General features: G+C 56.6%; 21 protein-coding genes. 3 read left to right on the top strand and 18 right to left on the bottom strand.

Going from position 1 to position 18,123, the window contains the following annotated elements; all coding sequences use genetic code 11:
* Window positions 1–78 precede the first annotated feature (78 nt).
* From fusA to ACN28Q_RS13355, 9 genes are all read right to left on the bottom strand, one after another.
* Window positions 79–2,187 carry an elongation factor G gene (gene fusA, locus ACN28Q_RS13395; RefSeq protein WP_095846796.1) on the bottom strand — a complete coding sequence of 703 codons (2,109 nt, stop codon included), beginning with the start codon at window positions 2,185–2,187 and terminating at the stop codon, window positions 79–81.
* A 96-nt stretch (window positions 2,188–2,283) separates the two neighbouring features.
* Complete coding sequence (rpsG, locus tag ACN28Q_RS13390) at window positions 2,284–2,754, bottom strand: 30S ribosomal protein S7 (RefSeq protein ID WP_095846795.1); 471 nt, start codon at window positions 2,752–2,754, stop codon at window positions 2,284–2,286.
* A gap of 97 nt (window positions 2,755–2,851) precedes the next feature.
* Complete coding sequence (rpsL, locus tag ACN28Q_RS13385; RefSeq protein WP_004930426.1) at window positions 2,852–3,226, bottom strand: 30S ribosomal protein S12; 375 nt, start codon at window positions 3,224–3,226, stop codon at window positions 2,852–2,854.
* 143 nt (window positions 3,227–3,369) lie between these two features.
* On the bottom strand, window positions 3,370–3,657 hold the full coding sequence (gene tusB / locus ACN28Q_RS13380; protein ID WP_095846794.1) for a sulfurtransferase complex subunit TusB: 288 nt from the start codon (window positions 3,655–3,657) through the stop codon (window positions 3,370–3,372).
* Window positions 3,658–3,665: 8 nt separating this feature from the next.
* The gene (gene tusC / locus ACN28Q_RS13375) at window positions 3,666–4,025 is read right to left on the bottom strand and encodes a sulfurtransferase complex subunit TusC (protein WP_165907088.1); all 360 of its coding nucleotides are present in this window, start codon (window positions 4,023–4,025) and stop codon (window positions 3,666–3,668) included.
* An 8-nt stretch (window positions 4,026–4,033) separates the two neighbouring features.
* The gene (tusD, locus tag ACN28Q_RS13370; RefSeq protein ID WP_095849029.1) at window positions 4,034–4,405 is read right to left on the bottom strand and encodes a sulfurtransferase complex subunit TusD; all 372 of its coding nucleotides are present in this window, start codon (window positions 4,403–4,405) and stop codon (window positions 4,034–4,036) included.
* A 29-nt stretch (window positions 4,406–4,434) separates the two neighbouring features.
* A complete protein-coding gene (locus ACN28Q_RS13365; RefSeq protein ID WP_165907087.1) occupies window positions 4,435–5,148 on the bottom strand; it encodes a helix-turn-helix transcriptional regulator in 714 nt (237 codons plus the stop codon).
* A gap of 412 nt (window positions 5,149–5,560) precedes the next feature.
* Window positions 5,561–6,382: an FKBP-type peptidyl-prolyl cis-trans isomerase gene (gene fkpA, locus ACN28Q_RS13360; RefSeq protein ID WP_095846792.1), complete on the bottom strand. Its 822-nt coding sequence runs from the start codon at window positions 6,380–6,382 to the stop codon at window positions 5,561–5,563.
* A gap of 204 nt (window positions 6,383–6,586) precedes the next feature.
* Window positions 6,587–6,733 (bottom strand): hypothetical protein, encoded by a 147-nt coding sequence (locus ACN28Q_RS13355; protein ID WP_165907086.1) that lies wholly within the window; start codon window positions 6,731–6,733, stop codon window positions 6,587–6,589.
* A 38-nt stretch (window positions 6,734–6,771) separates the two neighbouring features.
* Here ACN28Q_RS13355 and ACN28Q_RS13350 point away from each other — a divergent pair, with 38 nt between their 5' ends.
* Window positions 6,772–6,999, top strand: a complete 228-nt coding sequence (locus ACN28Q_RS13350) for a protein SlyX (protein WP_095846791.1) — start codon at window positions 6,772–6,774, stop codon at window positions 6,997–6,999.
* Window positions 7,000–7,053: 54 nt separating this feature from the next.
* Here the strand turns inward: ACN28Q_RS13350 and slyD are convergent, their stop codons facing one another.
* The 4 genes from slyD to kefG all read right to left on the bottom strand — a co-directional run bounded on the left by slyD (window position 7,054) and on the right by kefG (window position 10,294).
* Window positions 7,054–7,623 carry a peptidylprolyl isomerase gene (gene slyD, locus ACN28Q_RS13345; protein ID WP_095846790.1) on the bottom strand — a complete coding sequence of 190 codons (570 nt, stop codon included), beginning with the start codon at window positions 7,621–7,623 and terminating at the stop codon, window positions 7,054–7,056.
* Between the two features lie 93 nt (window positions 7,624–7,716).
* Window positions 7,717–7,920 (bottom strand): YheV family putative zinc ribbon protein, encoded by a 204-nt coding sequence (locus ACN28Q_RS13340; RefSeq protein ID WP_095846789.1) that lies wholly within the window; start codon window positions 7,918–7,920, stop codon window positions 7,717–7,719.
* Between the two features lie 14 nt (window positions 7,921–7,934).
* Window positions 7,935–9,740 carry a glutathione-regulated potassium-efflux system protein KefB gene (gene kefB / locus ACN28Q_RS13335; RefSeq protein WP_095846788.1) on the bottom strand — a complete coding sequence of 602 codons (1,806 nt, stop codon included), beginning with the start codon at window positions 9,738–9,740 and terminating at the stop codon, window positions 7,935–7,937.
* Window positions 9,740–10,294, bottom strand: a complete 555-nt coding sequence (gene kefG / locus ACN28Q_RS13330; protein ID WP_165907091.1) for a glutathione-regulated potassium-efflux system ancillary protein KefG — start codon at window positions 10,292–10,294, stop codon at window positions 9,740–9,742. The genes kefB and kefG overlap by 1 nt, the downstream gene beginning before the upstream one ends.
* A gap of 135 nt (window positions 10,295–10,429) precedes the next feature.
* On the opposite strand from kefG, the gene ACN28Q_RS13325 reads away from it, so the two are divergent.
* Window positions 10,430–12,349: an ABC transporter ATP-binding protein gene (locus ACN28Q_RS13325; protein ID WP_095846786.1), complete on the top strand. Its 1,920-nt coding sequence runs from the start codon at window positions 10,430–10,432 to the stop codon at window positions 12,347–12,349.
* A 31-nt stretch (window positions 12,350–12,380) separates the two neighbouring features.
* Here ACN28Q_RS13325 and ACN28Q_RS13320 read toward each other — a convergent pair whose 3' ends face one another.
* A complete protein-coding gene (locus ACN28Q_RS13320) occupies window positions 12,381–13,871 on the bottom strand; it encodes a nicotinate phosphoribosyltransferase (RefSeq protein WP_095846785.1) in 1,491 nt (496 codons plus the stop codon).
* Between the two features lie 10 nt (window positions 13,872–13,881).
* Window positions 13,882–14,742: a ribose-phosphate diphosphokinase gene (prs, locus tag ACN28Q_RS13315; protein ID WP_095846784.1), complete on the bottom strand. Its 861-nt coding sequence runs from the start codon at window positions 14,740–14,742 to the stop codon at window positions 13,882–13,884.
* A 207-nt stretch (window positions 14,743–14,949) separates the two neighbouring features.
* Between prs and ACN28Q_RS13310 the strand changes: the two genes are divergently transcribed.
* Complete coding sequence (locus ACN28Q_RS13310) at window positions 14,950–15,669, top strand: NUDIX hydrolase (RefSeq protein WP_095846783.1); 720 nt, start codon at window positions 14,950–14,952, stop codon at window positions 15,667–15,669.
* A 3-nt stretch (window positions 15,670–15,672) separates the two neighbouring features.
* On the opposite strand, the gene tauD is transcribed toward ACN28Q_RS13310, so the two are convergent.
* The 3 genes from tauD to tauB are packed head-to-tail and all read right to left on the bottom strand — an operon-like array spanning window position 15,673 to window position 18,118.
* Window positions 15,673–16,521 (bottom strand): taurine dioxygenase, encoded by an 849-nt coding sequence (gene tauD / locus ACN28Q_RS13305; RefSeq protein ID WP_095846782.1) that lies wholly within the window; start codon window positions 16,519–16,521, stop codon window positions 15,673–15,675.
* Entirely contained in the window at window positions 16,518–17,354 is an 837-nt protein-coding gene (gene tauC / locus ACN28Q_RS13300) for a taurine ABC transporter permease TauC (RefSeq protein WP_165907085.1), read from the bottom strand. The genes tauD and tauC overlap by 4 nt, the downstream gene beginning before the upstream one ends.
* On the bottom strand, window positions 17,351–18,118 hold the full coding sequence (tauB, locus tag ACN28Q_RS13295; protein ID WP_095846781.1) for a taurine ABC transporter ATP-binding subunit: 768 nt from the start codon (window positions 18,116–18,118) through the stop codon (window positions 17,351–17,353). Before tauB ends, tauC begins: the two co-directional genes overlap by 4 nt.
* Window positions 18,119–18,123 lie beyond the last annotated feature (5 nt).

The raw sequence follows: 18,123 nt of genomic DNA, 5'->3' as shown, positions 1-18,123 counted from the left end.
GCTTTATTCCTTACTTTTGTGCTCCCTCCTGCTGGGGGGAGCACTGGATCATTGTGTTAAACCCGAAAGCTTGAAAGCTTATTTACCACGGGCTTCGATAACGGCCTGAGCGACGTTGTTCGGCGCTTCAGCATACTTCAGGAACTCCATGGAGTATGAAGCACGGCCCTGGGTCTGAGAACGCAGGTCAGTTGCATAACCAAACATTTCAGACAAAGGTACCTGAGCGCGAACGGTTTTACCGGTGGCGGTATCATCCATACCTTCGATAATGCCGCGGCGGCGGTTCAGGTCACCAATTACGTCACCCATATAGTCTTCTGGGGTTTCAACTTCAACCTTCATGACCGGCTCGAGCAGCACTGGTTTCGCTTTCTTAAAGCCATCTTTGAAGGCGATAGATGCGGCCAGTTTAAACGCCAGCTCAGAGGAGTCAACATCATGGTATGAACCAAAGTGCAGACGAACACCAAGGTCAACAACTGGGTAGCCAGCCAGAGGGCCGGACTTCAGCTGTTCCTGAATGCCTTTGTCAACCGCAGGGATGTATTCACCAGGGATTACACCGCCTTTGATGTCGTTGGTGAAGGTATAGCCTGGGCCACCTGGTTCCAGCGGGAACATGTCGATCACAACGTGACCGTACTGACCGCGACCACCAGACTGCTTGGCGTGTTTACCTTCGATATCTTTAACGGTGTCGCGGATGGTTTCGCGATAAGCAACCTGTGGTTTACCCACGTTTGCTTCAACGTTAAATTCACGACGCATACGGTCAACCAGGATTTCCAGGTGAAGTTCACCCATACCTGCGATGATGGTCTGGCCAGATTCTTCGTCGGTCCATACGCGGAATGACGGGTCTTCTTTTGCCAGACGCCCCAGAGCCAGACCCATTTTTTCTTGGTCAGCTTTGGTTTTCGGTTCAACCGCAACAGAGATTACCGGCTCAGGGAACTCCATACGCTCCAGGATGATCGGCGAGCTCTGATCGCACAGGGTATCACCCGTGGTCACGTCTTTCAGGCCGATAGCCGCAGCGATGTCGCCTGCGCGAACTTCTTTGATCTCTTCACGTTTGTTGGCGTGCATCTGAACGATACGGCCGAAACGCTCGCGCTGAGATTTCACAGAGTTCAGTACGGTGTCGCCGGAGTTAACAACGCCGGAGTACACGCGGAAGAACGTCAGGTTACCCACAAACGGGTCGGTAGCGATTTTGAACGCCAGAGCAGCAAACGGCTCTTTGTCATCAGAGTGACGCACAGCCGGCGTGTCTTTACCGTCGTCCAGGATACCGTTGATTGCAGGAACGTCAGTTGGCGCCGGCAGGTATTCGATAACCGCATCCAGCATCGCCTGTACGCCCTTGTTCTTAAATGCAGAACCACAGGTAACCAGGATGATTTCGTTGTTCAGCACACGCTGACGCAACGCTTTCTTGATTTCTTCTTCGGTCAGCTCTTCGCCGCCCAGGTATTTATCCATCAGCTCTTCAGAAGCTTCTGCTGCGGACTCAACCAGGTTCTGGTGCCATTCGTCAGCCAGATCTTGCAGTTCAGCAGGAATTTCTTCATAAGTGAAGGTAACGCCAGCGTCAGCTTCACTCCAGTTGATGGCTTTCATTTTCACCAGGTCGACAACACCGGTGAAATGCTCTTCTGCGCCGATAGCCAACTGCAGAGGAACAGGGTTAGCACCCAGGCGAGATTTGATCTGGCCTACAACTTTCAGGAAGTTCGCACCCATACGGTCCATTTTGTTAACGAACGCAATACGTGGAACTTTATATTTGTTAGCCTGACGCCATACGGTTTCAGACTGTGGCTGAACACCACCGACTGCACAGTAAACCATTACCGCGCCATCAAGAACACGCATGGAACGTTCTACTTCGATAGTGAAGTCAACGTGCCCCGGGGTGTCGATGATGTTGATGCGATGCGGCTCAAACTGCTTAGCCATACCAGACCAGAAAGCAGTCGTTGCTGCAGAAGTGATGGTAATACCACGCTCCTGCTCCTGTTCCATCCAGTCCATGGTAGCTGCGCCGTCATGAACTTCACCGATTTTATGGTTTACACCGGTGTAGAACAGGATACGTTCGGTAGTCGTGGTCTTACCGGCGTCGATGTGCGCACTGATACCGATATTACGGTAGCGTGCAATGGGTGTTGTACGAGCCATTTGATTCCTCTATTCCTAGGGCGTTCAAGTTCAGTTAACCCAAGCGGGCTGGCTTCTTGAAGCGCCCGCTTGGTTAGCATAACTACTGCGTGGTTATTACCAGCGGTAGTGGGCGAACGCCTTGTTGGCTTCTGCCATACGGTGAACGTCTTCACGCTTCTTAACAGCAGAACCTTTGTTCTCTGCTGCGTCAGACAGCTCGTTCGCCAGGCGCAGAGCCATGGATTTATCACCGCGTTTACGAGCAGCATCAACGATCCAACGCATTGCCAGGGCATTACGACGAACCGGACGGACTTCAACTGGTACCTGATAAGTAGAACCACCAACGCGGCGAGACTTGACTTCGACAGTCGGGCGCACGTTGTCCAGGGCTACTTCGAAAGCTTCCAGTTCGGCTTTACCAGAACGCTGAGCCAGGGTCTCCAGCGCGGTATAGACGATTGCTTCAGCAGTAGATTTTTTACCATCTACCATCAGGATATTTACAAATTTGGCCAGCAGCTCAGATCCGAACTTAGGATCCGGCAGAATTTTACGTTGACCAATGACGCGACGACGTGGCATGGAAATACTCCGTTGTTAATTCAGGATTGTCCAAAACTCTACGAGTTTATTTTGACATTAAAGTTAAAAATGTTTGGCCTTACTTAACGGAGAACCATTAAGCCTTTGGCTTCTTCACACCGTACTTGGAACGTGCTTGCTTACGGTCTTTAACACCGGAGCAGTCAAGTGCGCCGCGAACGGTGTGGTAACGCACACCTGGCAGGTCTTTTACACGACCGCCACGGATCAGGATCACGGAGTGCTCCTGCAGGTTGTGACCTTCACCACCAATGTAGGAAGTCACTTCGAAACCGTTAGTCAAACGCACACGGCAAACTTTACGCAGTGCGGAGTTTGGTTTTTTCGGGGTGGTGGTATATACGCGGGTACATACACCACGTTTTTGCGGGCAGGCTTCCAGCGCTGGAACGTTGCTTTTAGCAGCCTTCACAGAGCGTGGTTTGCGAACCAGCTGGTTAATCGTTGCCATTCAAAAAGCTCCTGGTTTTTGCTTCGTATCTTGCTTCGTAAACATGTGATAAATCCCCTCGTATGCACGACTGGCAAAGTACGAGGACGCAGAATTTTATGGCTGACCAGGAAAGGTGTCAAGAAATATACAACATCATGCGCCTACCAGGCCGTTTGAGCCGGGTGTTTTTCGGTCAGCTCAACGAACTCAGTATAACCGATGACCGTCACGCTGTGTGAAATATAACCAGACAAACCGCGTGCTTCCACATCAGCCTGCAGGGCAAACAGCACAACGGGAGCCTGCTGAAACTGCGCCAGATGAACGCTGCCGGCCAGGCCGGCCAACACCCCGTCCTGCAATAGCAGCAGCGCATCGCCCGGCTGCGCCAGGCGCAGCAACGCGGGCAGATCGCATTCGGTAGGGGAATGGCTTAGGGTAAACAGCATCGGGGCTCCTAAAAGGTCATAACCACATCGTAGCCAGCGAGCCGTTGGCGCAATGCCTGCGGCGCCAACACAGTGGCATCCAGCACCCAAGGGGTTTCCTGCGCCAATCCGCGCTCTTGTAAAGAGGCCTCACACAGATAACACTGCTCCACGTCATACAGCGGCAGGACGCCAAAAGTGGCGATGTAATCGCGCGCCAACACCTTTGCCGGTTGCTGACCTGGCAGCAGTTGCAATACGCCATCGCCAATAAAAAATACGCCGATATCTTCGCTTAACGCCGAGGTGGCAAGCAATGCATCCAGCCCTTCCCTGCCGCCGCTGCAACCATGCGGGCCGTGGGTAAACACAAAGGCTACGCGTTTCATCCGGCTCATTAAAACTGCACCATGCGATCGCAGCTGAGCGCGGCTTCCGCCAGCGCCCCCAGCCCGCTAAGGGTAAAGCCCGGCTGCATATTGCACGCCGGCAGCTCCTGGCGCGCGGCTTCTTCGGCATCGACCACGCCGCGGCGCAGCGCCGCCGCCACACAAACGTTCAGCGCGATGCCGTGCTGCTGCGCCAGTTGCTGCCAAGCCCGCACCAGATCAAACTCATCGCTGGCGGGTGATGTCAGTTGGTTGGCATTCAACACCCCTTCCCGATAAAAAAACACGCTGCCAAGGCGATGGCCTTTCGCCAGCAACGCCTGAGCGAACTGGTAGGCGCTGCTGGCCTGCTGCGTGCCGTATGCCGGACCGGTCACCATCAGGCAATAGTCCAGCACGGGGGATGAGCTCACAGCAGATCCCCATTTTTAAACTGGCGGATGTACAGGTACACGGTATGTTTGGAGATATTGAGGCGATCGGCCACCTGGTTGATCGCATCCTTGATATCAAAAATGCCTTTTTCGTACAGGTTGAGCACCACCTGGCGATTTTTAACGTTGTTGGAAACGTTGCGATCGGCATTCACTTCTTCAATGGTGAACTCCAGCGTTTGCGCCACCAGTTCGTCGACCGAAGAGGCAAAGTTAACCGGGGAAGGCACTTCCTCCTGGGTTTGCGGCGGCATGAAGGTTTGCATCACTTGGGAAAACGGTACGTCCAGGTTCATGTTGATACACAACAAACCAATCACGCGCTGCTCGCGGTTGCGGATAGCAATCGTCACCGATTTCATCAGGGCGCCACTCTTGGCGCGCGTGAAATAGGTTTTGGATACGCTGCTGTCATCCCCGGCCATATCGTGCAGCATACGCAGTGCCAAATCGGTAATCGGCGAGCCAATCTTGCGCCCGGTATGTTCGCCATTGGCAATGCGCACCGCAGAACATTTCAAATCCTCAAGCGAGTGCAGCACGATTTCACAGTAGCTGCCGATGAGCATCGCCAAACCATCAACCACGGATTCATACGACTTAAGAATTTCGTGATCCGTTTGGCTAAACGGACGTTCGTCCAGCAAATCCATTTCGCTGGCCTCGCTGGATAAAAGCGAATTAGACATTAAAGATTCCACCCTCATAAATCTAGATCGCCTGTGCCAGGGGGCGCAGCTAAAACTGCTCGTTCAGGCCCCGTTTACACGGCGAATACCGGCTGCGGCATCCCTTTGCGGTAAACAGGCTGACATCAGTATGAAACAGCACGACGAGCGTCCACAGGCCATATCGGCCGGGAACAGTTTTAGATACACGCCCTAAGGGGCAGGCGCCTGGCATGTAATTCCGGACAGCTAGTTTAGCAAAACTGCCGGCATAAATTCCTTGCATTTGCGCATGGTTCTGACGTTAAGCCCACAGGGCCCAGGGCGTCAAGCGATCCGTCAGCATCATGGCTAACGTTGCAGGGGGATACTAGAGCAGCAGAACGCAAACTGCCCCAGGCATTAACCCGGGGCAGCGTTCAGAGGGGCGGGCTTATTGTGCGCTGCTTTCAGCGGCTTCGCCTGCCGGTTTTTCCGCTTTGGCATCGGCTTTCGGCGCGGCCTTCACGTCCAGCAGTTCAACGTCGAACACCAGCGTGGAGTTGGCAGGGATGCCAGGAACGCCAGTTTTACCGTAGGCCAGCGCTGGTGGGATAACCAGTTTGAGCTTGCCGCCTTTCTTGATGTGTTTCAGGCCTTCGGTCCAGCCTGGGATAACACCGTCCAGACGGAAGGAAAGCGGTTCACCGCGGGTGTAGGAGTTATCAAATTCCGTACCGTCGGTCAGCGTACCCTTGTAGTTAACCACCACGGTATCGCTGTCTTTCGGCGCTTCGCCGGCACCCGGTTTTTCTACCTGATACAGCAGGCCAGAGGCGGTTTTCTTCACGCCTTTTTCCTTGGCGAACGCTTCGCGGTATTTCGCACCCTTCGCTTCGTTATCTTTCGCGTCCTGCTCCATCTTCGCCTGGGCAGAAGCCTTCACGCGCGCTTCAAAACCTTGCAGGGTTTTTTCGATATCGGCATCGTTCAGTTTGCTCTTATTGGCGAACGCGTCCTGAACACCGGCAATCAACTGATCCTTATCCAGCTTGATACCCAGTTTTTCCTGTTCTTTCAGGGAATTGTCCATGTAACGGCCCAGGGAAGCGCCCAGTGCGTACGCGGCTTGTTCGTCATCGTTCTTGAAATTACCGGTACTTGGTGAAGCTGAAGTGTCCGCCGGTTTCGCCGCATCGGCCGCCATTGCCTGGGTTGCGTTCAACACAAATGCCATGGTGGTTGCCAGAAGCGTAACTTTAAACAAAGATTTCATCCATTTCTCCCGTATTTGAAGCAAAGCCCCAAAACGTCATTTAGTAAGATAACCAGGCTACTATAGCCGCCCACAAGACAACAAAACAGCCGTACAGGTAACCAATCGAGTCAAAATGTGACCACGCATCCATGAAGAAGTTTCGTCTGATTTTCTACCTATATGATAAATCAGATATTTCTTGATTATTACGCGCAGAAATAATCACCCCCATGGCCATTTATCATGGCGATGGCGGGCGCCGCTGCGGTTTTCCCCGGCGCAACGGCCACCACTGCGCCAGGCCTGACCACGGCGTTGAAACGACAACGTGAAATAGCGCAACGCAAAGCCCGCGCCAGCTGCTAACATAGCGCCTGTTTTCCGCTTTACGACCCAGAGGCCGCATCATGCACAATGCCGACAACCAAAGCCTGCTACAGCGGCTTGAAGAACTGGAGAGCCGCCAGGCCTTTCAGGAAGTCACCATCGAAGAACTGAACAAAACCGTGGTGCAGCAGCAGCTTGAAATATTAAAGCTGCGCGATCATTTGCGCCTGCTGACGGATAAGCTGCGCGCGACGCAACCTTCGATGATTGCACCGCAATCAGAAGAGACGCCGCCGCCGCATTACTAAGCGCGATAAAAAAGGCCGCTTTAAGCGACCTTTTGAAACAACCTGCGTGCCGGATTAATGGCAACCGCACCCGCCGTTGCCGCAACCGCCCTTACCGTGATCATGATCGTGGTCATGACCGCCACAGCAGCCGTCGCCGTGTTCGTGGTGGTGATCATGTTCACCGTGCACATGGCCGTGCTCCAGCTCTTCTTCAGTGGCGGCGCGGATTGCCACGACTTCCACGTTGAAGTTCAGGTTCTGGCCTGCCAGCATATGGTTGCCGTCAACCACCACGTGGTCGCCGTCCAGCTCGGTGATTTCAACCGGAACCGGGCCCTGATCGGTATCAGCCAGGAAGCGCATGCCAACCTGCAGTTCATCAACGCCCATGAAAACGTCTTTCGGTACGCGCTGCACCAGGTTTTCATCGTAGTTGCCGTAGGCTTCGTTAGCGCCGACATGCACGTCAAAGCGATCGCCAACATCGTGGCCTTCAAGCGCTTTTTCCAGACCTGCGATCAGAGAACCATGCCCGTGCAGATAGTCCAACGGTGCACTCACCGGAGACTCATCAACCAAAACACCGTCTTCTGTACGTACTTGGTAAGCCAGGCTGACCACCAAGTCTTTTGCTACTTTCATGATATCTCCTACCGTTGGAATCTAAACCGGACAGATTGTAACGGAAATCTGGACCGCTGTACCCTTCAGCATAAGAAATCACGGCAAATAACGCTACTCTGGATGGAAAATCCCTATCACCTGTTCCTGCGGCCGCACGTGTTTTTCCACCTGCGCTTCAGGCTGGCGCTGATGGTGGCCACACTTAACGCATTCGACAACTTCCACCTGATCCTCGCGCCAGACCGCCAGGGTATCCATCGCGTTACAGGCCGGGCACACGGCACCGGCGATAAACCGCTTACGCGTTGCAGACATTGTTGCGCTCCTGATTATTCATATTCATCCCAACCATTAAATTGCCGCTTTTCCTGCTGCATTTCACGGTAGAACAGCTCATCAAGCTCCCTTCGGGCCTCTTTGACCCGGGAAATCTGCGCGACGTCCCCCTGATGCGGCGGCATCAGCTCACGCAGCATGCGCATATCCAGCCGCCGAAAGTGCTGCTGTGCGCGGTATGCCTGGTGCGGATGCATGCCCAGCGTCATTAGCGCCTTGCGCCCCAGATCCAACGCACTGGAGAAGGTTTCACGGCTGAATAGCTCCACGCCGGCCTGCAACAGCTCATGCGCCTCTACGCGGCCACGCGCGCGCGCCAGGATGGACAAATGGGGAAAGTGCTGCTGGCACAGGTGGACGATTTCCATCGTGTCTTCCGGGCCGTTACTGGTTATCACGATCGATTTGGCCTTTTCCGCACCCGCGGCGCGCAGCAGTTCCAATTCGGTCGCATCGCCGTAATAGACCTTATAACCATAGCGCCGCAGCACGCTAACCGCGCTGACATCACGTTCGAGCACGGTGACGCGCATTTTATTCGCCATCAGCAGGCGCCCGATCACCTGGCCGAAGCGGCCGAAGCCGACGATAATCACCTGCGGATCGTCATCTTCCACATAGGGGATCTCTTCATCTTCACTGGCGGCGTTGTAACGGCGGGCAAGGATACGGTCGATAATCTGCATCAACAGCGGCGTAGTAATCATCGACAGCGTAACCACCACCAGCAGCAATGCCAACTGGTCCGCGTCCAGCAAATGCTGGGTCGCCGCGGCCGAGAACAGCACGAACGCAAACTCCCCGCCCTGGCTCAGCACGCCGGCGAACTGCAGGCGCACCGAGGTACGCAGCCCAAACACCCGCGCCAGCCCGTACAGCACGCAGGATTTAATCGCGATCAGCACCACCACGCCAATCAATACCTCGGCCAGATGGGTATAAAGCACGCCCATGTTGAGCGCCATCCCCACCGAGATAAAAAACAGCCCCAGCAGCAGCCCTTTGAAAGGTTCGATGGCGATTTCCAGCTCGTGGCGGTATTCACTTTCCGCCAGCAGCACGCCGGCGATAAAGGTGCCCAGCGCCATCGAAAGGCCCAGTGCGTCCATAAACAGCGCCGCGCCCAATACCACCAGCAGCGCCCCCGCGGTAAAGATTTCACGCACGCCGGAAGCGGCGATATAACGGAACAGCGGGCGTAGCAGGTAACGGCCGCCGATCAGCATGCCGGCGAAGGCCGCCACTTTTAGCGCGATCTTCTGCCAGTCATCGCTGGTGCCGCCGCCAACCAGGATCGGGATCAGCGCCAGCGCCGGGATCACCGCCATATCCTGGAACAACAGGACGGAAAAGCCGAGCTGGCCGCCTTCATTACGGTTCATCCCCTTTTCGCGCATCAATTGCAGCGCCATGGCGGTTGAGGACATCGCCAGGCCGATGCCGCCGATCACCGCCGCCTGCCAGGAAAAACGGGAAAGGCAAAGCAGCGCAGCCAGCAACGCTGCGGTAATCAACACCTGGCCGGCCCCCACCCCAAAGATAGAACGGCGCAGCGCCCACAGCTTGGCGGGGTTCAGTTCCAGCCCAATAATGAACATCAGGAACACCACGCCCAGCTCGGAGAAATGTAGGATCTCCGCCACGTCGCGAATGAACCCCAGCCCCCACGGACCAATGGCCACCCCGGCGATCAGGTAGCCGAGCACCGCCCCAATGCCCAGCCGCCGCGCTATCGGCACCGTCACGACGGCCGCGAACAGAAACAGCAGGATGGCAGTCAGTAAGGTATTTCCTTCCATTATTGCATTCCTTGCTGCGGTAATGGATTACGCAGCCAGTCGCCATAGGCCTTGGCGTGGCTGGCCAACACGTCCGGCTTCAGCCGGCGCGCCCAGTAAACGATGATTGGCGTCAGCCAATGCATATGGCACATGGCCGCCGTCAGTTCGAACGGGCGCAGAACATCCTCCATGGGATAACGATTATAGCCGCCGCTACGGTACGCCCCTTCCGGCTCACCGGTGGTGATCACCGAGCGCCAGTATTTCCCGGCCAGCGCATCGCCGCCCACGCCGCTGGCAAAGCCGCGGGACAACACGCGATCCAGCCATTCTTTCAGCAGGGCCGGGCAACTGTAGGTATACAAAGGATGTTGGAAAACAATAACCTGATGGTCGCGCAGTAATTGTTGTTCAAAATGGATATCAATAAAAAAATCTGGGTAGTGCGCGTACAAATCGTGCACGGTGACATGCTCTAACTGCTGTGCCGGTTGCAGCAAAACCCGGTTGGCTACCGAGTCCTGGGATTCCGGATGGGCGTACAGCAGCAAAACCTTGGGCGGCTGCGACATCATTCCCCCTCCAAAGCGTCGTCATGATAGCGGTTTTCCGTTACCATGCTGCGCAAAGACTAAAAATAGGGCAGCATCTGCCCTGTCAATGTTTACACCATCTCAATTTAACATACTCTCAACTTACGGCGCTTTATGATTGTTTTCTCCTCGCTACAAATCCGACGCGGCACCCGCGTCTTGCTGGATAACGCCACCGCTACGGTTAATCCGGGCCAGAAAGTTGGGCTGGTGGGCAAAAACGGTTGCGGCAAGTCGACCTTGCTGGCGCTGCTGAAAGGTGAAATCGCCGCGGACGGCGGTAGCTACACCTTTCCCAGCAACTGGGCGCTGGCCTGGGTTAACCAGGAAACGCCCGCGCTCGACGTGCCGGCGCTTGAGTATGTTATCGACGGCGATCGCGAATATCGCCAGCTCGAGGCCGAATTGCAGTTGGCGAATGAGAAAAACGATGGCAACGCCATCGCCACGCTGCACGGCAAACTGGACGCCATTGGCGCCTGGACCATTCAGGCGCGCGCGGCCAGCCTGCTGCACGGCCTCGGTTTTTCCAACGAACAGCTGCAAAGCCCGGTCCGGGCGTTTTCCGGCGGTTGGCGTATGCGCCTCAACCTGGCACAGGCGTTGATCTGCCGTTCCGATCTGCTGCTGCTCGACGAACCGACCAACCACCTGGATCTGGACGCGGTCATCTGGCTTGAGCGCTGGCTGAAAAGCTATTCCGGCACGCTGGTTTTGATCTCGCACGACCGCGATTTTCTTGATCCGATCGTGGATAAAATCCTGCATATCGAGCAGCAAACGCTGAACGAATACACCGGCAACTACTCCTCGTTCGAGCGCCAGCGTGCCACCAAGCTGGCGCAGCAGCAGTCGCTGTATCAGCACCAACAGGAAAAAGTGGCCCACCTGCAACACTACATTGACCGTTTCCGCGCCAAGGCGACCAAGGCCAAGCAGGCCCAGAGCCGCATCAAGATGCTGGAGCGCATGGAGCTGATTGCCCCGGCGCTCATCGATAACCCGTTCAGTTTCAGCTTCCGCGAGCCGGAAAGCCTGCCCAACCCGCTGCTGCGGATGGATAAGGTCAGCGCCGGCTACGGCGACAAGGTCATTCTGCAGTCCATCAAGCTGAACCTGGTGCCGGGTTCGCGCATCGGCCTGCTGGGCCGCAACGGCGCCGGTAAATCGACGCTGATCAAAATGTTGGCCGGCACGCTGGCGCCATTGAGCGGCGAAATTGGCCTGGCGAAAGGCATCAAGCTTGGTTATTTCGCCCAGCATCAGCTGGAGTTTTTGCGTGCGGATGAGTCGCCGCTGCAGCATCTGAGCCGCCTGGCGCCACGCGTGCTGGAGCAGCAACTGCGCGATTATCTCGGCGGCTTCGGCTTCCAGGGCGATAAAGTCACCGAAGCGACGCAGCGTTTTTCCGGCGGCGAGAAAGCCCGCTTGGTGCTGGCGCTGATCGTCTGGCAGCGCCCGAACCTGCTGCTGCTTGATGAACCGACCAACCACCTGGATCTGGACATGCGCCAGGCGCTGACCGAAGCGTTGATCGATTTCGAAGGCGCGCTGGTGGTGGTTTCGCACGATCGTCACCTGATCCGCTCCACCACCGACGATCTCTATTTGGTGCACGACGGCCAGGTCGAGCCTTTTAGCGGCGATCTGGAAGACTACCAGCAATGGCTAAGCGATCTGCAAAAACAGCAGGCGCAGCAGGACGCCGCCCCGAAACAGGATAACGGCAACAGCGCTCAGGCGCGTAAAGACCAGAAACGGCGCGAAGCGGAATTCCGTAGCCAAACCCAGCCGCTGCGCAAACAGATCGCCAGGCTGGAACAGCAGATGGAAAAACTGGGCGCCGATCTGGCAGCGATTGAAGAGAAACTGGCGGATTCCGCGCTGTACGACAACAGCCGTAAGGCCGAGTTGACCGACTGCCTGCAACAACAAAGCCAGGCCAAATCCGCGCTGGAAGAAACGGAGATGACCTGGCTCGACGCGCAGGAACAGTTGGAACAGTTAACCCAGGCGTTTGAGGCAGAAAATTAACGCCGCGCCCTGGGTAGGCGGCGGCGGGTTATCAGCACGGGCGGCCAAGGCGCTGGCGGATCTGCGCCAGCGAATCCTGATGGTAGAGTTTGCCATCGAGGAAACGGGTTTTCAGCTCGCCCTGCTGCTCCTGCTGCCAGTTTTGGTTATCCCGCAGTTGGTATTCGCCTTGCTCGTCACGTATCACCCGCAACAAGCCACGCGCCGATTGTTTTAAACCGCTATCGGTTTTTGGCTGTTTGAAGATGGCGCGCCCCACCCCATTCACTTCACCGTAGGTCGCCTTCATCGCGAAGCCAAACGTATCGCGGGTATTATACTGATAAGTAAAGGAACCTACGCCAAACACCACGTTTGCGCTGGCAAAGCCCTTCGCCGCCAGGCGGCTAAGAATCTCCTGCGCCCGCTCCAGCGTGATCGAATCGCCGTAAATCAACCCCACGTGCGGATCCAACACCTTGTAGCCTTTGCTGTTTACCGTACCGCCAAAGATTTCCCATAACACTTCTACAGACCCTTTTTCCTGCGCGCTGCGCGTCGGGCTACGATCGCGGTCATCACCAGTGCCGCATATAATATCGCAAGGATCGCCGCTGTCTGGGCGGAATACCACGCGGCCATCGCGCGCCATGATCTTGCCGTGTAGCTCCCGGGTAAACTCCGTCAAAACCCGCCAGTAATCCCAGGTATCCGATACGATCGACACCAGGCCGTTCGGGTATAAATCTTCAATCAGCCGGCGAAAAGTCTCGATCTCCGTCGCCTGCTCGCCCATACACATCACGCTGTGTTCCGTCGCGGGAATGCTCCCCGCCACAAAGTAATCGCCTGCGGTGGGGTAATACTGCTGCGCGTACAAAATGGCGGGGATATTGTCGGTGCCTTTAAAGCTCAACAGGTGCCCCACGCCCGACTGCGCCACATCATGCAGGCCCGACATACCGCGGAAGGAAAAATCGTGGCATTGAAAATCAAGGTGCGCCATATCATCACAGGTGAGATCCGCCCACGTCTGGCAAATTTTGCGGTAGTGATGGGCGATGGTGGCATTGGTCGATGCCTTCCACAATTCGGCAGAGATCACCGTTTCCAGATAGTTAACCAGCCAAAAGAACTCATCCCGCGTGTTGGTGATGGTAAGCACCGGCACTTTCATCCTGACCTTGCTGCCTTCATCCAGCGCTTTGATATGCAGCGGCAGATAGCCCAGCCGGTGCAAGGCGCGAATATGCTCGACGGAGACCCGATCCTGGCCAATATAGCTGTCCATCAGCGCCTTATACTCACCCACCACTTTCTCTTCCGGCTGCGCAAAAAACTGTTGGTTGAATAAGTCCACCATGAACCATTGCAGGAAACCCTGCAGGCCGAAGAAGACCAGTTTTCCATCGGCCTGCGGCGAGGCAAAGAACCGATCGCTGCGTGGCGTAAAGTTGGAGTACACCCGCGTGGTGCCCTGCGGATACTGTTCACGGTGGGAAACCTTATAGCCGTCAATCGCCAAAATTGGATTGGTTAACATCATCAACTCCTTAGTGGGCGTAAATACGTTCAATATCAATCAGTTCAACGCGTTCCCCGGCGATATCCGCCGCCGCATAAGAGGTGGTGGTATAGATATGATCAATACCCTGCGCCAGCAGGCGCGCCGTGCCCTGGGAAAACACGCCGTGCGTGACATACAGGCTGACGGCGCGGGCGCCGGCCTGCCGCAATACCTGGGCCGCGCCGATAAACGTGCCGCCGGCATCGCACAGGTCATCAACAATGAGCACGTCTTTTCCTTGCACATCCCCCGTCAGCAGTTCAAAACCGGTGAGTTCACCCGTTAACACATCGCGATGCTTGGTCATGGTGCCGTATTCCGCCAGGCTAAAATGCGCCGCCACCGCGTGGATTTTTTTCATCGCGCCGGCGTCCGGCGCGATGAGCATCAAACGTTGTTGCGCCAATAAACCTGCCAGCCTGGCACTGTGCTGCATGCACTGCTGTTGCGTAATGGCATGCAGCCGGTTGACCGCCGCGGCCGCCACGTCGCTGTGCGGATCCAGCACCGTCACACGATCAAAAGCCAGCGTATTCAACAGTTGGCCGAACACCTTCAGGGCAAAGCTGTCGCCATCGCCCATATGGCGATCCTGGCGGGCATACGGCAGATAAGGCAGTTCAAGCAGGCTTTCTTTAATCAGGAACCGGTGGCGCACGGCGTCCGCCAACTGCGCTAGCAGCATAAAATCATCCATGCTGCGCATTGCCGTGGCGCGAATACGCATCTGCGTGGCCGTGGTTATCGCCGGCTGGTGGAAACGGGCATACACCGCCCCATCGGGAAACCGGCCGGTGATGACCTCCACCGGAACCGAATCCAAAAATAGCTGTAGTTGTGCGCTCATTTGCCGTTCCTCATCTTGCCAACAATTAATGTCCTTAAGACATTTATATAATTGTCCAACGGACATTAATTGGCAAGTAAAAAATAGCCTAATTACGCACAATCAAGATAACCATTTGTTTATACTTGACTTTAACTCTAATCATCGGCTTGCTGCCTTGGCCGGGAATTGTTATCTTGTCTCAAAGACTCTTTTTGCGAATCCCTCATGCCAACAGAAGCCGAATACCTGGAAAACTACGATCCTCGCCGTTTCCCTTCCCCCATCGTCACGGTAGACAGCGTGTTGTTTACAGTGCACGGCGGGCAGCTATGCGTTCTGTTGGCCAAACGGGCCAACCACCCTTTTTTGGGCCGTTGGGGGTTGCCGGGCGGGTTTATCGATCTGCAGCGTGATGATTCCACGCAGGCAACGGCGAAGCGTAAGCTGATGGAAAAAACCGGCGTGGAACCGCCTTATCTGGCGCAGTTGGAGAGTTTTTCCGGCCCGGATCGGGATCCGCGGGGCTGGAGCCTGACGACGGTCTATTTTGCCCTGATTGCCCATGCCGATTGCCAGCCGCACATTGCCGCCGTGGACGATGTGGCCTGGCTGCCGCTTGGCGCACTGCAGGCCGAGCAGTTGGCGTTCGATCATCAACGCATCATCGCGGCGGCGCTGCAACGGCTGCGGCAAAAAACCACCTATTCCATGCTGCCGATCTATTGCCTGCCGGCGGCCTTCACGCTGGCCCAGCTACAGGAAGTGATTGAGATCATTCTGGCGCACCCGGTGCAGCGCAAAAGCCTGATGCGGCGTTTTGAAGCCTCGGAGATGTTTGAAGAAACCGGTGAGATGGCGGCGACAGGCGCCCGCAAGGCACGCCTGTACCGCAAAAAGGCAGGGGTGGATATGATTAACTTCTCCCGTAACCTGATGGTGGACTAACCCTCAGGCGCGGTAGAAAGGCTTATCCCCCAAGATGGTCGCCCGGTGCATAATGCGCCGCTGCGGCAGGTAGTCCGCATTGGCGTAGTGCTGGGTAACCCGGTTATCCCAAATCGCCACGTCATTTTCCTGCCAGCGCCAGCGCACCTGGAACTCCGGTTTGCTGATGTGGGCAAACAAGAAGTTCAGCAACGCATCGCTTTCTTTTGGCGCCAAATCGACAATCCGCGTGGTAAACCCTTCATTGACGAACAACGCTTGCCGGCCGCTCACCGGATGAGTGCGCACCACCGGGTGCAACAGCGGTGGGTTCTTCTCTACCGCCAATCGCCAGCGCTGGTGTTCTTCTGCGCTGCCACGGTGCTTATGTTCCGGGAACGACTTGGTGAAGTCATGCTCCGCCTGCAGCCCGGCCAGCAAGGTTTTGAACGGCGCCGACAGCGCCTCATAGGCGGCGATGCCGCTGGCCCACAGCGTATCGCCGCCGGTGGCCGGTAGCGTTTTAGCGGCCAGAATCGCCCCCTGCGGCGGGGTTTCAATAAAAGTGACGTCGGTATGCCAGTTATCATTGTCCGGCGGGTTATCGTTGTGGGTATCCAGCACGATGATCTCTTCCACCTCGCCGGCATGCGGGTACACCGGGTGGATGTGCAGATCGCCAAAACGCCCAGCCAGATCGCGCTGCTGCAACGGGGTGATCGGCTGGTTGCGGAAAAACAGCACCTGATGTTTGAGCAACGCATGGTAAAGCTGTTCAAACTGGCCGTCGCCCAACGGCCGCGCCAGCGTAATATTCTCTACCAGCGCACCGATGTATGGCCCCAGCGGGGTGATTTTCAAGCGTTCGTTCATTGTTGTACTCCATGCCACGGGGTCAATCGCCGCTGAACGGCGCGCAGCCCCAGTTCCAAACCAAATGCAATAATCGCAATCACACTGATACCCGCGATCACCACGTCAGTCGCCAGGAACTCACCGGCGGATTGCACCATAAAACCCAGGCCGCGCGTGGCGGCGATCAGCTCGGCCGCCACCAGCGTCGACCAACCGACGCCAAGCCCGATACGAATGCCGGTCAGGATTTCCGGCAGAGCGCTGGGCAACACCACAAAGCGCAGCACCTGCCAGCGGCTGGCGCCCAGAGCCAGCGCAGCGCGCACCCGAACCTGCGCGACGCTGCGTACCCCAGCCACGGCGGAAAGCGCTACCGGCGCGAAAATCGCCAGATAAATCAGCAAAATCTTCGATGTTTCACCAATGCCAAACCAGATAACCATCAGCGGTAAATAGGCCAGCGGCGGCACCGGGCGGTAAATCTCAATCAAGGGATCGAGAATGCCGCGCACCGTGTCGTTCAGCCCCATCGCGATGCCTACCGGTATGCCGATAAGCACCGCCGCCAATAGGGCGACCAGAATACGCCCCAGGCTGGCGGCCAGGTGCTGCCACAGGGTGGCGTCCATAAATCCCTGCGGGCTGGCGATGACCATCAGCTGGTGCAACACCTGCTGCGGCGCCGGCAGAAACAGTGGGCTAATCAGCCCCAGCGCGGTCACGCCCCACCATCCCGCCAGCAGCGCCAACAGCGTGGCACCACTTAGCCACAGCGTGCGCGGCAGGTGAAAACGGCGCGCGGCCAGGGCCTTGGGCCGGGCCGCCGCCTTCAGGGGAAAATCCAGGCTCATAGCAACGCCTCACGCTGTTGGAAGACTTTGCCCAGCACATATTCGCGCTGGGCGATAAATTCAGGATCGGATTTGATGGCGCGGCACGCCTCACCGCCGGCATAGCGTTGGCCAAAGTTCAGCGACAAGCGCTCCACGACCTGCCCCGGGCCGGGCGACAGCAGCAACAGCTCACTGGCGAGAAACACCGCCTCTTCAATATCATGGGTGATCAGCAGCACCTGTTTGCCGGTGTCGCGCCAGATGGTCAGCAGCAGTTCCTGCATCTGCTCGCGGGTAAAAGCGTCCAGCGCGCCGAACGGCTCATCCAGCAACAGCAATCGCGGGTCGGCGGCCAGAGCGCGGGCAATCCCTACGCGCTGGCGCATACCGCCGGAAAGCTGCCAGATGAAATGCTGCTCATAGCCACTCAGGCCAACGCGCGCCAACATCTTGCGCGCCACGCGTTGCCGTGCCGGCTTGTCGATGCCCGCCAGTTGCAGGCCAAACTCGACGTTATCCACCACGTTGCGCCACGGCAGTAAACCTTCATGTTGAAACACCACGCCCCGTTCAGCGCCGGGGCCGGTAACCGGGTTGCCATCTAACGTAATGCTGCCGGCAGAAGGCGCGTTAAACCCGGCGATCAGGTTCAGCAACGTGGTTTTGCCGCAGCCCGAAGGCCCCAAAACCACCACCAGTTGCCCTGGGGCAATCTGGAACGACACATCGCGCAGCGCCTGGCGCCCCTGATACTCTGCCGAAAGATGATTAACCTGTAACATTCCGT

The sequence above is a fragment of the Gibbsiella quercinecans genome, assembly GCF_002291425.1.
Classification (GTDB): Bacteria; Pseudomonadota; Gammaproteobacteria; order Enterobacterales; family Enterobacteriaceae; genus Gibbsiella; species Gibbsiella quercinecans.
This window is presented reverse-complemented; position numbering and strand designations above follow the sequence as displayed.